The following is a 13,165-nucleotide window of genomic DNA, read 5'->3' on the forward strand; positions in this document are numbered from 1 at the left end:
CTCTGCGTGTTGCGCAATTGCGGACGCAAACCGCTGCGAAGCCTGCCGGAATTGCGCTAGTCGGTCGTGAGGAGATAGCGCAGCCCGTGCTGCGGGGCGGATGGTCGTGGCCGGACACGTCGATGGGCGGCATCCAGCTTGTCCCGGAAAATCCCGCCGGCGATGGCCGGTATGGCTGACGGGTTCGTGAGCGCGTAGGCAAGGGCAGCGCTCGCGCCGTCGTCCCGCTTGCGATCCAGGAAGTGGCGCAGCGCATGCCGCCGGCCGATTTGCCGGCAGTGATGGCGCATCGCGCTCTCGGCCTGGGGCGGGACGTTCCCTGCTGCAAGGATCGAGCGCTCCGCCTCGAACAGGGTTTCGAGGTCCTTCGTCCGGTGCTGGCCGCTCAGCGAATTGGCGCGCACCACCGCCCCATAGCCGCAGCTTTCAATGACGGTGTAGCGCGCGCCGGCGATCAGCGCACGCACATAGAGTTCGTAGTCCTCGCCAAGCCGCATGTCTTCGCGGTAGCGCAGCGCATGGGCATCAAGAAACGCCCGGCGCATGACAGGCTTGAGGAAGCCGAGTTCACCGCGCGGTGCGCCCCGGCGCGAGATGTTGCCGAGGACGAAATCCTTCAGGTGGAGAGGCCTGGGGCGTGGTGCGAAGTCCACCGGTGCGTGGGCCGGATCGGCCTTTTCCATGAAGGCTATATTGTCGGCGATGAAATCCCAGCCCTTGCAGGCGAGCATGGGGCGAAAGCGCCCCGGAAAGAAAAAATCGTCCGCGTCGAGAATGGCGATCAGCGGCGCACGGGAAACGGCGATCGCGTGGTTGCGGGCAGCAGATGGGCCCCGATTGACCTTGAAACGGATAACGTCGAGCCGCTTGCTTCCGTCATCGGCTGCCGCTGCGGCCGCCATGGTTCGATCGTCCGACCCGTCGTCCACGACCACCACCTCGGCCACTTCACCTTCGGCAAGCGCCGAGCGCACGGCCCGACCGATCGTATCTTCCGCATTCCTCGCAGCAATGATGACGCAGACCTTTTCTTCCTCGGTCACGACAATCCCCTTCACGCGTTGAACCATGCGCGGAAGAATCCGCGCTGCAATGCAGCATGAAAGGTGAAAAGGGCACAAAAACGGCTCCGCCGGGGCGGCGGCGCAATCAGGATTGCGAGTGGCCCGGTTCGTTCATCGAAACGGGCACCGGCGGCTTGGATGTGTCCAGCCCCGTTTTGCCGCGCGTTCCGCTCTCCTGCTCAGCCTTGCGCGCCTTTGCGGTCCGCCAGGTTATGAAAAGCAGGGCGACGAAATAGCCGATCTGGATGAGGACAGCGCAGATGAAGGTCTGGATCGCAGTCGTTGCGAGCGAGCCGGTGGAGACGAAGGTAATGATCGCAAAAGCCACCAACGCAAAAAACATGCTCAGGAAGAAGCGCGGCCCATAGGCCGGGCTGTCCCGCCATTTCGTTTCCGGCGCGCGTTTCATCGATAGGTCTGCCTTCTCCTCCGAGGCTCACGGGAGACTATAGGGCGCCACCGTCTTCCGTGCAATCATTGGTATTAACCAGCCACAAGCAGCCCGTGTTCCCCTTTTCTCCCAATTGTGTTGTGCTTCCGTTAAGCCGCGGTCGTCACCGCCCGATGGAATCATCTGCCCCGTTCCTGCCCAGATTCCGACACGGTTGGACAAAGGCGGGGTGATCGCCACGCCGATGACGGGAAAAGACCGTTTCTGGCTGCATCTGATGGGTTGCGGCTCAGGCCCGCTGCGATCAACTTTTGTTACAATTTGAGAGTCGCCTCACGGAAAATTTTGCGATGCAAAATAATATTGCAGTGCAAAATTATCGCTTTCATCCATGTTTATCCAGCGCATGAGGCGAGGTGACTCAAGCCGATTTTGGTAGATTCACGTAATACTACGGGTGGAGAGCGCGTCAAAAGAAGTGATGTAAATAAAGTTTCGCCAGAATCACCTGAATAATATTGCAAGAGGATTTGAAAAACGATTCAACGACACTGTCCTCTGAAGAAAATAATCATAAAATTAGGACATGATAATCTTCTGAAATTCAGGCATTGGATTCTTTGTCCACCGATCACGCTTCAAAAAACAAACTGTGACCATACACTCTGCCTTGGATGTACGAACGCGTCCGAGGGACCCGACCAAATCGCAAATCCAATGGAGCCATCTCTATGAAGTCCGCGACCCGATCGGCCAGTTCGCCGTTTTTCAGTTCGTCAATATCAGGCGCTCCGCCGGTAGGAGGGATATCGAAACGGAGTTTTGACATTCTGGTGGCACTGGCCGCCCTCGTCATGCTCAGCCCGATTTTCGTGCTGATCATGGCGCTTGTGAAAATGTCCGATGGCGGCAAGGTCTTTTACGGCCATCGCCGCATCGGCTATAACGGATCGAGTTTCCGTTGCCTGAAATTCCGCACCATGGCGGAAAACGGGGATGCTCTTCTCCATGCCTATCTGGAGGAGAACCCGGCCGCCTGTGAGGAATGGCGCTCCACGCGCAAGCTGCAGCATGATCCACGCGTCACTGTGGTGGGAACGGTGCTGCGCAAGCTCAGCCTCGACGAATTGCCCCAGCTTATCAACATCATCAGGGGCGAGATGAGCCTCGTCGGCCCGCGACCGGTGGTGGAGGACGAGCTGGAGCTTTATGAGGCTTCCGCCGTCTACTACCTCCAGACGCGGCCCGGCCTCACCGGCCTGTGGCAGGTGAGCGGACGCAACGACGTGTCCTATGCATCCCGCGTCGCCTTCGACACCCACTATGTGCGCAACTGGTCGCTGGCCAGCGATCTGATGATCGTCGCGCGCACCATCCCGGCCGTCTGCCTCTCCCGCGGCAGTTACTGATCCGAAGCGCTCCCGCGTCCTCGAGGGCCGCGGGAGATCTGAGCGCGCCGGGCTATCGCGGACGCACGCAAACGCACCAAGACAGGGGTTTTCATGAAAACCAATTCGACCGCGGCCTTTGCCGCGACCGCCTTTCCCATGAAAGTGCTTGGCGGGCTCTGCCTGGCGCTTGCGCTTGTCGCGCCGCCGTCGCCAGCCTCTGCGGAGGAATACCGGCTCGGCGTGATGGACAAGTTGCGCATCCGCGTTGCCGAATGGCAGACCGCAGAAGGCGCGATCCGCGACTGGAGTGCCGTCAGCGGCGACTACAGTATCGGTGCCGACGGGGCTCTTTCTTTGCCCTTCATCGGACAACTGCCGGCCGACGGCCGCACCTCGGCGGAGTTGGCGGCGGATATCGGCGGGAAGATGCAGATCCTGTTCGGCCTGAAGGACCTTCCCTCCGCCTCGGTGGAGATCGCCGAGTACCGGCCGGTCTATCTTTCCGGCGAGGTGCAAACGCCCGGCGCCTATCCGTACGCACCGGGCCTCACGGTGCTCAAGGCCGTCAGTCTCAGCGGCGGCCTCAAGCGTGGCGATCCGGGCCAGCGCTTTGCGCGTGACTTCCTGCGCTCAGAGGGGGAGGCCGCCGTGCAGGTGGCCGAACGCAACCGCCTTCTAATCCGCCGTGCCCGCATTTCTGCCGAGATGAATGGCACGGAAGACATCGTCATGCCCAAGGAACTCGGGACCTCCGACGAGGCGCGCGCGATCCTCGAAAGCGAGAAGGCCTTGATGACTTCGCGCGAAAAGCGGCTGCGGCTGCAATTGACCGCGCTCGCCGACCTGAAATCGCTGCTCAACAATGAAGTCGAGTCACTCGGCAAGAAAACCGAAACGCAGACGCGTCAGCTCGAACTCGTTCAGGGCGATCTCTCCAAGGTGGATTCGCTTGCCGAGAAAGGCCTCGCCATCAGTTCCCGACGCCTGGCTCTGGAACAGCGCACGGCCGATCTGCAGGCCGCGCTGCTCGACATCGACACATCCTCGCTGAAGGCCAGGCAGGAGATCAACAAGGCGGCACAGGACGAAACGAACCTGCAGAACGATTGGGACGCCCAGCTTGCGCAGGAGCTGCAGAACACCGAGCAGGAACTGGATACGCTGACGCTGAAATTGGGCACAAGCCGGGACCTGATGTCGGAGGCCTTGATGCAGTCGGCCGATGCCGCGTCGTTGAAGGGCGGGATGGGCGCGGACAATATCGGCTACTCGATCCTGCGCACCGTCAAGGGCAAGGCCGAGCAGATTCGCGCCGCCGAAACGACCCCGGTCCTGCCGGGTGATGTCGTGAAGGTGGAACTCGATCTGAAAACGCAGTGAGGCCTTGATGCGGATCGCGAAGACGCGCCTGATCGGACCCGACGGCAATGAGGCCTACGCCGCGTTCGCCGTCGCATTGTCCTTTTTCGTCTTCGCCTATTCCTTCCGCTTCGGTCAGGCGTCCATTCTCGCCTACTACGCCCTGTGGCTGCCGCTTGCCGCCATCGACTACAGGCGTGTGCTCGGCAACTATACGCGCTACGCCTGGATCTTCGCCTTCGCGCTGTTTGCCTGCCTTTCCGTCTTCTGGTCGCAAGCGCCCGGAGCCACGGCGCGCGCAGGCGTGCAATATCTCTCGCATGTCATCTGCGCGCTGATCGCCATGCGCGTCGTCGATACCCGCACGCTGGTGCGCGGCGGGATGATCGGCACGGGGCTCGTCCTCGGTTACTCCATGGCCTTTGGCGTCTATCACCTCGACCCGCTCGATGGCACTTACAGTTTCGTCGGCGCCTTCGCGTCCAAGAACCAGCTCGGCTTCTATGCGTCGCTGGCGGTGCTCTTTGCATTTGCCGCGCTCTTCCTCGGCGTCGAGCGTGGCCCCTGGAAGCTTGCCGCCATCGGATGCGTCCTGATCGCGCTCTATTGCCTCAAGGCCTCGCAATCGGCGACCTCGGTGCTGACGACGGTCGCCATCGCCGGCCTGTGCCTGGCGTTGCGGGCGCTTGAAAGGCTTGCCCCGCGCCATCGCAAGATGCTGTTCCTGGCGCTTTCGGTATTGACGGTGCTGGTCGCCATCGCCGGCGCCTATGGCGGGGGCTATGAGATGGTGCTCGGCGCCTTCGGCAAGGACGCGACGCTCACCGGCCGTACCTATCTCTGGCAGCAGGGCATCGAAGCGGCGGGCGAAGCACCCTTCGCCGGCATCGGCTACCAGGCCTTCTGGGTGCAGGGCTTTGCCTTGGCGGAAAAGCTCTGGGCGGACTTCTTCATTTCCACGCGCAGCGGCTTTCACTTCCATAACACCTTCATCGCCGCCACCGTAGAAACGGGCCTCATCGGCTGCCTGCTCCTGACAACAGTGCTCGTCGTCACTCTTGGCGGGCATCTCCGCCGGCTGCTCTCGGCGGCGCGGGACGAGGAGGCGCTGGTGCTCTTCACCGTTGCGGCGCTGCTCGCCGTACGCACCTTCGTGGAGATCGACATCCTCAATCCCTACCATGTCGGCTCGTTCCTGCTCTATTTCGCCGCCGGCAAGCTGGCCGATGGCCGAAGGAGCCGTGTCGTGAACGGCCGCCCGCAACGGGCAGCCTTCGCATGACCGCGCAGAACAAGTCCGGCACACTGTATGGCATCCAGTATCTGCGCGCCTTTGCGGCGCTGGCTGTCGTCCTCTTCCATGCCGCGGAGCGCACGGGTCACGCCTTCGCGATCGGAGCAGCCGGCGTCGACGTCTTCTTCGTCATCAGCGGCTTCATCATGTGGGTGATCGTCGAACGGCGTACCGTATCGCCAGGCCGGTTTCTCATCGAGCGCATCCGCCGCATCGTGCCGGTCTACTGGCTTGCGACCGGCGTCATGGTGGCCGGCGCGCTGGCGGGCCTTTTTCCCAATCTCGTACTGAGCGGCAGCCATGTCGCCGCCTCGCTGCTCTTCCTGCCGGCACGTTCGCCGAGCAGCGGGGAACTCTGGCCCGTGCTCGTGCAGGGCTGGACGCTGAACTACGAAATGTTCTTCTACCTCGTCTTCGCCGCCTGCCTCGCGCTGCCTTCGCGTATGAGGCTGACGGTTATGGCAGCGGCCTTCGGTCTGCTGGTGATCCTCGGTCTTGTTGTTGAGAGCGACGCCCCGCTCTTCCTCATGTACACGCGTCCGATCATCCTGGAGTTCGTCGCGGGCATGCTGATCGCCCGTCTGTGGCTCAACGGCCATGTTCCGCGTCGCCCGTTGGCTCTCGCGCTCATCGGTCTTGGCCTGGCAGGCTTTGCGACGATCGGTATCCTTCGGCTTCCTTTCGACGAATGGACCTGCGGACCGCTCGCCTGTGCACTGGTTTACGGAACGGTCGCGCTTGAAAAGCACGGCGGCATCGTGCGTTTCTCGCTTCCCGCCATGCTCGGCGATGCGTCCTACTCGATCTATCTCTGGCATACATTTGCGATTTCCGTCGCAGCCAAAGCGGCAGTCCTGGGCGGCCTTTCGCCCGCCCTGGCCTTCGCCCTGTCCGTTTGCGTGGGCATCGCTTTGGGGCTCGCCGGGTACCACCTTGTCGAGCAACCGCTGTTGCGCGGCGGCAAGGGCGGCTGGTTCGTCCGCCGCACGAAAGCGGCGGGTGAGTTCAGGTCGGAACGGCAAGCCCGACCTTGATGCGATCCATCGCCACGAACGTGCGGAAGCGCTTGACGTTATTGTTGCCGAAGAACAGGCGACGGGTGAGAGCCTCGTATTCGGCCATGGACGGCACGACGATGACGAGCACGAAATCGGCCTCGCCGGTGACGTAATAGCACTGCTGAATCTGTGGCGCGGCAGCAAACTCCCGCTTCGCCTGCTCGATCTGTTCCGCCGTCTCGCTGATGACCTCCACCTCGACGAAAATGGTGATCGCCTGGCCGACGGCCGCGGGATCGACAATCGCGACGTTGGCGCGGATGACGCCCTCTTCCGTCATGCGCTTGATGCGCCGCTGGACCGCAGGCGCGGAGAGATTGATGGCTTCGCCGATCGTTCTTTGCGGCGTCGTGTTGTCGCGCTGCAGGATGTCGAGGATTTTGCGGTCGAAGGCATCGAGCTGAGGCGTAAAAGAGGACGGCAAGGGCGACTCCACGAAACAAACTTGCAAAAAGACCGCCAAATATCAGCGCCGCTTTCGCCTCTTCTGCAATATGTTTCTGCGGGAAAGCGAAAGAGGACCTCATGTTTCTTCTCAACACCCATCCCGATCATCGCAGCCCGCTCGATCCCACCGATGCCGAGACGCTCGGCCTCGAAGCGGCTACAGGCGTGGAGCGCCATCTGCACTATCGCGACAACAATGCCGAGACACCGCTCGTTTCCCTGCCGGGCCTCGCAGCGGCAACGGGTGTCGACGCCATCCATGTAAAGGACGAGGGGCAGCGGCTGGGGCTCGGCAGTTTCAAGGCGCTCGGCGGAGCCTATGCCGTCATCCGGCTCGTGCTGGAGGAAGCGGCGGCACGTCTCGGGCGCGCGGTCGACATGGCCGCACTGCATTCCCCTGACATCCGGCAGATCGCGCAAGGCATGACCTTCGCCTGCGCGACCGATGGCAACCACGGCCGCTCGGTCGCGCAGGGTGCCCAGCTTGTCGGCGCACGCTCGGCGATCTTCGTGCATGCCGGCGTCAGCGACGAACGCGTGGCGGCGATTGCCCGCTTCGGAGCCGAGATGATCCGCGTCGCCGGCAGCTACGACGACTCCGTGAAAGAGGCGACGCGCATTTCCGAAGAACGCGGCTGGACGATCGTCTCCGATACGTCCTGGCCCGGTTACGAGCGTATTCCGGGGCTGGTTATGCAGGGTTACACAGCCCTCGTGCGCGAAGCGCTGCGGCAAATCCCGGCGCCTCCCACCCATGTCTTCGTCCAGGCCGGCGTCGGCGGCATCGCAGCGGCGGTTGCCGGGCATCTGGCTATCGCGCTCGGCGAACGGCGCCCGCTCTTCACCGTCGTCGATCCCGCACGCGCGGCCTGCCTGTTCGAGACGGCGCGTGCTGGCCACCTGGTGACCGTACCGCATGGCGAGCCCACGATCATGGCGATGCTCGAATGCTACGAGCCCTCGCGGGTCGCCTGGCGCATTCTCGCGCGCGCCGCCGATGCGTTCATGACTGTCGAGGAGGAGGATGCGGTTTCGGTAATGCGCCGCCTTGCCGATCCGGCCGCGGGCGATCCGCCCATCGTCTCCGGCGAGAGCGGCGGCGTCGGCCTTGCCGGCTTCCTGAAGGCTATTGCCGATCCCGACGTAAAGGCGGCGCTTTCCATCGGCCCGCAATCGCGCATCCTCGTGGTCAACACCGAGGGGGCAACCGATCCTGGGTGCTATCAGGCGCTCGTCGGCGCTTCGCCGGCCGAAGTCCTGTCGCGAGGTGCCGCATGACGCTCTCATCGATCGACGCGGGTCGGCTGCTTGGGCGCCTCCGCGAACTCGGCGATATCGGGCGGGATGGCGATGGCCGGCTGACGCGCCTTGCCGCGTCCGACGCCGAGCGGGACGGCCGCGACCGGTTCGTTTCCTGGCTGGAAGCAGCAGGGCTCGAGGTCGCGGTCGATCGCATCGGCAACATCTTCGGCATCTGGGCCACGGAGGGCATCGCGGATCACCCGCCGCTGATGCTCGGTTCGCATATCGATACGGTCATCAATGCGGGCATCTATGACGGATGCTACGGCGTGCTTGCGGGTCTGGAGGTCATCGAGACGTTGAAAGCGTCAGGCTATATGCCGTCGCGGCCCATCGTCGTTGCCGCCTTCACCAATGAGGAGGGCGTACGCTATGCGCCCGACATGCTCGGCTCGCTCGTCTATGCCGGCGGGCTGGATGTCGAGATGGCGCTGGCCACGGTCGGAACCGATGGATCGATGCTTGGCGATGAGCTTCGCCGCATCGGTTATGCAGGAGACCGGGAGCCGGGCTTCCTGACGCCGCATGCCTATCTCGAATTGCATATCGAGCAGGGCCCGGTGCTGGAGCGTGAGGGCGTCGCGCTCGGGGCGGTGGAAAACCTGCAAGGCATCTCCTGGCAGAAGGTGACGATCGAGGGCGATGCCAACCACGCCGGCACGACGCCGATCTCCATGCGCCGCGATGCCGGTCATGCCGCCGCTCGCGTCATCACCTTCCTGCGCGAGCGCGCCAAGGCTTCGAACACGCCGACGGTGGCGACGGTCGGATGCATGGCCTTCGAGCCCAATGCCATCAACGTCATTCCCTCGCGAGCGACCTTCACGGTCGATCTGCGCGATCCGGACGAGGCGAGGCTCAGGCAGGAGGAGGAGGCTCTCGCCGGCTTCCTCGATATGCTTTCGGCCGAGGAGGATGTGGCGATCTCCGTGGAGCGGCTTGCGCGCTTCGAGCCGGTCACCTTCCATGCCGGTATCGTCGCGGAAATCGACGCGGCGGCCAAGGGGCGGGTACTCTCCTGCCGGCGCATGACCTCCGGTGCAGGCCATGATGCGCAGATGATCGCGCGCATTGCGCCGGCGGCGATGATTTTCGTACCGAGCAAGGGCGGCATCAGCCACAATCCGAAGGAATTCACCGGGGACGACGAACTTCTGGCAGGGGCCAACATCCTGCTGGATGTGACCCGCACGCTGACGCAAGGGGAATAGGCATGGGTATCGACCGACTGGTTTCGGACATGCGCGCATGGCGCCGTCATCTTCATGCCCATCCGGAGTTCGGCTTCGAGGAGAAGCAGACAGCGGCTTTCGTCGCCGCGCGGCTTCGGGAATTCGGGCTCGACGAGGTCGTCGAGGGGGTCGGCGGCACGGGTGTCGTGGGCACCCTCAAGCGAGGCAGTGGAAATCGCTCGATTGCGCTGCGCGCCGACATGGATGCGCTACGTATCTCCGAGCAGGGCGATGTGCCTTATGTCTCGAAGAACCCCGGTCTCATGCATGCCTGCGGACACGATGGCCATACGGCGATGCTGCTCGGCGCCGCCCGGCTACTCGCCGAAGAAGGCGGCTTCGACGGCACTGTGCGCTTCGTCTTCCAGCCCGCCGAGGAATGGGGCAGGGGCGCGCTGGCGATGATCGAGGACGGCATCATGCAGCGTTTTCCCTTCGACGAGATCTACGGGATACACAACATGCCGGGCCTGCCCGTCGGGCACTTCGAAACCCGCCCCGGCGCCATCATGTCGGCGGAGGACAACTTCGAGATCGTGCTGCGTGGTGTCGGCGGCCATGCGGCACGACCGCATGGGAGCAACGAAGTGCTGGTGGCCGCCTGTGCGCTCGTCACGAACCTCCAGACGATCGTCTCGCGCCGGCTGAACCCCACGGATATCGGCGTCGTCTCCGTGACGGAACTTCTGACGGATGGCACGCGAAACGCACTGCCGGGGCTGGCGCGCATCCTTGGCGATGCCCGCAGTTTCCGTCCGGAGGTGAGTGCTGCGATCGAAAAGCAGATGCGCGTAATCGCCGAGGGAACGGCGCTTTCCTACAACGTCTCGACCGAAGTCACCTATACGCGTGAATTCGTGCCGTTGCTGAACGACGTGGCGCTGACCGACGAAGCCTTCGCCGCCGCAGCGGCGGTCTTCGAACCCGAAAACATCGCGCTACGCCGGGAACCGATGACCGGCTCGGAGGATTTTGCGCGCTTCCTGGATTTCGTTCCGGGCTGCTTCGTCCTCCTCGGCAACGGCACGCAATCCGCGCCGCTGCACAATCCGACCTACGACTTCAACGATGACGGACTGCTTTACGGTGCGAGCTTCCACGCGAGTATCGCCCGCAAAAGGCTTCCACAGGCATGACGCTTGCCCTCGCGGGTTTGCCTAGAGTTCTTCCAGCATGTCCCCGAAGCGCTCGATGCCGCGCAGGCGGGTGCGGCCGGCAGGGCCGGCGCGTTCGATGGCGCGTGTCGTGATGAGATGACAAACGGCCATGACGGAGACGTGGTTGAAGAGAGGGCCGGGCGCCAGCGTCTGGCAGCGGAAGTGCCAGGTCGCAGTCGCGCGGTGGGGCACGCCCTCATCCGTGATGTAGAGGAGCTTGGCGCCACTTTTTTCGATGGACGTCAGGATGGCGTCCATCTGCGCCACGCGGCGGCGCAGGCCGAAGACGATGGCGACATCCTTTTCCGTGACGCTGGCGAGGTGTTCGCCGAGCGTCTGGCCGGCGCCGGGAATGGCGACGATGTTTTCCACCACCTGGGTCATCTGCCATTGCAGATACTCGGCAAAGGCGTGACTGCTGCGAAAGCCGATCACCCAGGTCTTGCGCGCGTCGAAGATGGCATCGGCGACGGCGTCGACCTGCACATCCGTAATCGTCGCGAAGGTGCCCTCTAGATTGCTGATGCCCTGTGCGACATGGGCGGCGACGGATTGCGCTGCGGCGGCATCGCTGGAGGCGGCGAGAAAAAGGCGTGAACCCGTCTGCCGCTCGTCGCGCGCATGGCGGCGCGCCTCCTCATAGCTCTCATAGCCGAGCCTTCGAACGAAGCGCGTCACCGTAGCATTCGAGACCTGCGCGAGTTTGGCGAGTTCAGAGGCGGAATAGCTGGCCAGTTCGCCTGGAAAGTCGCAGACGAAATCGCCCAACCGCCGCTCGGCCGGGTGCAGGTCGTCGAGCGCGTCGCGCACGCGGTGCAGAAACGAACGATCCGTGGAACCCGTCTTGGTCACGCCAGCCTCCCATTAAAATCAAGGTTGTAACGGAGCCGTCGCACTTCGCAAGGTGCGCCGGTCAAAGCGCACTTAAAGTTCCTTGAAAAAATGATTTCATACATATAGTATAAGAAAATACATTTTCATACTGAGGCCAAAGAGGAGGAGACTATGGCAGCAGAAGGCATGGTGCAGTCCGGCAAATCATCGCCGGCAATTCGTCAACTGGAGGGCGCGCTCACCCGCATCGGGGTCACGCGCGCGCATAAACAGATCATCGCGCTGGTACTGATCGGCTGCCTGTTCGACAGCTTCGAGCAGAACACGATCGGCGTGTCCGGCCCGCTCCTGAAGGAGCATTGGGGCCTGACGGGCACGGATATCGGCTTCCTGAATACGATCACCTTCGGAAGTGCGGCCATCGGCCGCCTGCTTTCGGGCATTCTCGGCGACCGCTACGGCCGTCGGGTCATGCTGACCATCAATCTCTTGCTGTTTTCGCTCGGCTCGGCCGCTTGCGCACTCGCACCGGATTTCATGTTCCTGTGCATCGCCCGCGCTATTGTCGGCTTCGGCGTCGGCGGCGAAATCTCGACCGCCGTCACCATGCTGTCGGAATTCTGCTCGCCGAAATTTCGCGGAACGGCCGCCGGCCTCGTCAATGTGGGCGCGGGCGGCTTCGGCAATTTCCTGGCGCCCGTCTACGGGCTGATGATCTTTACCATCTTCCCCGGTGAGGATAGCTGGCGCTGGCTCTTCGCCTCGCTGGCGCTGCCAGCCCTGCTTGTCGTCTTCTATCGCCGCTACGTGCCGGAAACGCCGCGTTTCCTTGCGTCGCAGGGCCGCATCGACGAGGCGAACAAGGTGCTCTCGGTGCTGGATTCCGGTACGCTCCGGCCAAAAAATCTTGTCGTCCGCGAATACCTGACGAAGGACAACGAACAGGACGCGCCACGTGCCAAGGGTGCCTGGAAGGAACTCTTCCGCAGACCGTTCCTCGGCCGCATCGTGCCGGTGTCGATCGCCATCCTGATGAGCTACGGCGCGCAGCTTTCCGTGCTCACCCTGATGCCGATCATCTTCGTCTCGATGGGCTACACGCTGCAGGGCAGCCTGTTCTACAGCATGATCATTCAGAGCGGCAGCGTTCTCGGCGCCATCGCTGCCTCGCTGTTCGGCTACTACTTCCCCCGCAAGCGCGTGCTGACGGTCGGCGCGATCTGCGCATGCCTTGCAGCACTCTCCATCCTCCAGTTCGGAACCACCATCTATATGGTGCTGTTCTTCGGCGCGCTCTTCCAGTTCTTCGTGCTTCTCTTGAACACCTCGATCTGGATCTACGCGCCGGAACTCTTCCCGACCCGCATCCGTGCCTTCGGCGTCGCGTTCATCCTGGCATCGGGCTCGGCCGCCGGTTCCTTCGTACCGACCATCTCGGGCGCGCTGTTCGACAGCTACGGCATGGGCGGCGTGTTCGGCCTGGCGGCCGCCATGTATGCCGTCTTCGCGGTCTGCATTCGCCTGGGACCTGAAACCTACGGCATGTCGATGGAGGACATCACCCAACGCGCGGATAACGTCGGCACGAGTGAAAACGTCGCCGCGGGCGCGCCCCTCAAGGCAGGAACATAACCGA

Annotated in this window: 12 protein-coding genes; 8 read left to right on the top strand and 4 right to left on the bottom strand. The window is 63.1% G+C overall.

The window, feature by feature from the left end:
* Positions 1-56: 56 nt before the first annotated feature.
* Positions 57-1,049: a glycosyltransferase family 2 protein gene (locus tag MUO32_RS04515; protein ID WP_374708597.1), complete on the bottom strand. Its 993-nt coding sequence runs from the start codon at positions 1,047-1,049 to the stop codon at positions 57-59.
* A 100-nt stretch (positions 1,050-1,149) separates the two neighbouring features.
* Positions 1,150-1,473: an exopolysaccharide production repressor protein gene (locus MUO32_RS04520; protein WP_308311249.1), complete on the bottom strand. Its 324-nt coding sequence runs from the start codon at positions 1,471-1,473 to the stop codon at positions 1,150-1,152.
* 713 nt (positions 1,474-2,186) lie between these two features.
* Between MUO32_RS04520 and MUO32_RS04525 the strand changes: the two genes are divergently transcribed.
* From MUO32_RS04525 to MUO32_RS04540, 4 genes are all read left to right on the top strand, one after another.
* The gene (locus tag MUO32_RS04525; RefSeq protein ID WP_257947025.1) at positions 2,187-2,864 is read left to right on the top strand and encodes a sugar transferase; all 678 of its coding nucleotides are present in this window, start codon (positions 2,187-2,189) and stop codon (positions 2,862-2,864) included.
* A gap of 138 nt (positions 2,865-3,002) precedes the next feature.
* Positions 3,003-4,226 carry a polysaccharide biosynthesis/export family protein gene (locus tag MUO32_RS04530; RefSeq protein WP_257947172.1) on the top strand — a complete coding sequence of 408 codons (1,224 nt, stop codon included), beginning with the start codon at positions 3,003-3,005 and terminating at the stop codon, positions 4,224-4,226.
* A gap of 7 nt (positions 4,227-4,233) precedes the next feature.
* Positions 4,234-5,487, top strand: a complete 1,254-nt coding sequence (locus MUO32_RS04535; RefSeq protein ID WP_257947026.1) for an O-antigen ligase — start codon at positions 4,234-4,236, stop codon at positions 5,485-5,487.
* Positions 5,484-6,533 carry an acyltransferase gene (locus MUO32_RS04540; RefSeq protein ID WP_257947027.1) on the top strand — a complete coding sequence of 350 codons (1,050 nt, stop codon included), beginning with the start codon at positions 5,484-5,486 and terminating at the stop codon, positions 6,531-6,533. The genes MUO32_RS04535 and MUO32_RS04540 overlap by 4 nt, the downstream gene beginning before the upstream one ends.
* Here MUO32_RS04540 and MUO32_RS04545 read toward each other — a convergent pair.
* Positions 6,505-6,981 carry an Lrp/AsnC family transcriptional regulator gene (locus tag MUO32_RS04545; RefSeq protein WP_257947028.1) on the bottom strand — a complete coding sequence of 159 codons (477 nt, stop codon included), beginning with the start codon at positions 6,979-6,981 and terminating at the stop codon, positions 6,505-6,507. The two genes, MUO32_RS04540 and MUO32_RS04545, sit on opposite strands and share 29 nt — an antisense overlap.
* A gap of 101 nt (positions 6,982-7,082) precedes the next feature.
* Between MUO32_RS04545 and MUO32_RS04550 the strand changes: the two genes are divergently transcribed.
* The 3 genes from MUO32_RS04550 to MUO32_RS04560 are packed head-to-tail and all read left to right on the top strand — an operon-like array spanning position 7,083 to position 10,674.
* Positions 7,083-8,282, top strand: a complete 1,200-nt coding sequence (locus MUO32_RS04550; RefSeq protein WP_257947029.1) for a diaminopropionate ammonia-lyase — start codon at positions 7,083-7,085, stop codon at positions 8,280-8,282.
* Positions 8,279-9,517: a Zn-dependent hydrolase gene (locus MUO32_RS04555; protein ID WP_257947030.1), complete on the top strand. Its 1,239-nt coding sequence runs from the start codon at positions 8,279-8,281 to the stop codon at positions 9,515-9,517. The genes MUO32_RS04550 and MUO32_RS04555 overlap by 4 nt, the downstream gene beginning before the upstream one ends.
* Positions 9,518-9,519: 2 nt before the next feature.
* A complete protein-coding gene (locus tag MUO32_RS04560) occupies positions 9,520-10,674 on the top strand; it encodes a M20 aminoacylase family protein (RefSeq protein ID WP_257947031.1) in 1,155 nt (384 codons plus the stop codon).
* A gap of 21 nt (positions 10,675-10,695) precedes the next feature.
* Here the strand turns inward: MUO32_RS04560 and MUO32_RS04565 are convergent, their stop codons facing one another.
* Positions 10,696-11,547 (bottom strand): MurR/RpiR family transcriptional regulator, encoded by an 852-nt coding sequence (locus MUO32_RS04565; protein WP_257947032.1) that lies wholly within the window; start codon positions 11,545-11,547, stop codon positions 10,696-10,698.
* A gap of 153 nt (positions 11,548-11,700) precedes the next feature.
* Here MUO32_RS04565 and MUO32_RS04570 point away from each other — a divergent pair, with 153 nt between their 5' ends.
* Complete coding sequence (locus tag MUO32_RS04570; protein WP_257947033.1) at positions 11,701-13,161, top strand: MFS transporter; 1,461 nt, start codon at positions 11,701-11,703, stop codon at positions 13,159-13,161.
* Positions 13,162-13,165: the final 4 nt, after the last annotated feature.

The sequence above is a fragment of the Shinella sp. CPCC 101442 genome (genome assembly GCF_024704725.1).
Lineage (GTDB): Bacteria > Pseudomonadota > Alphaproteobacteria > Rhizobiales > Rhizobiaceae > Shinella.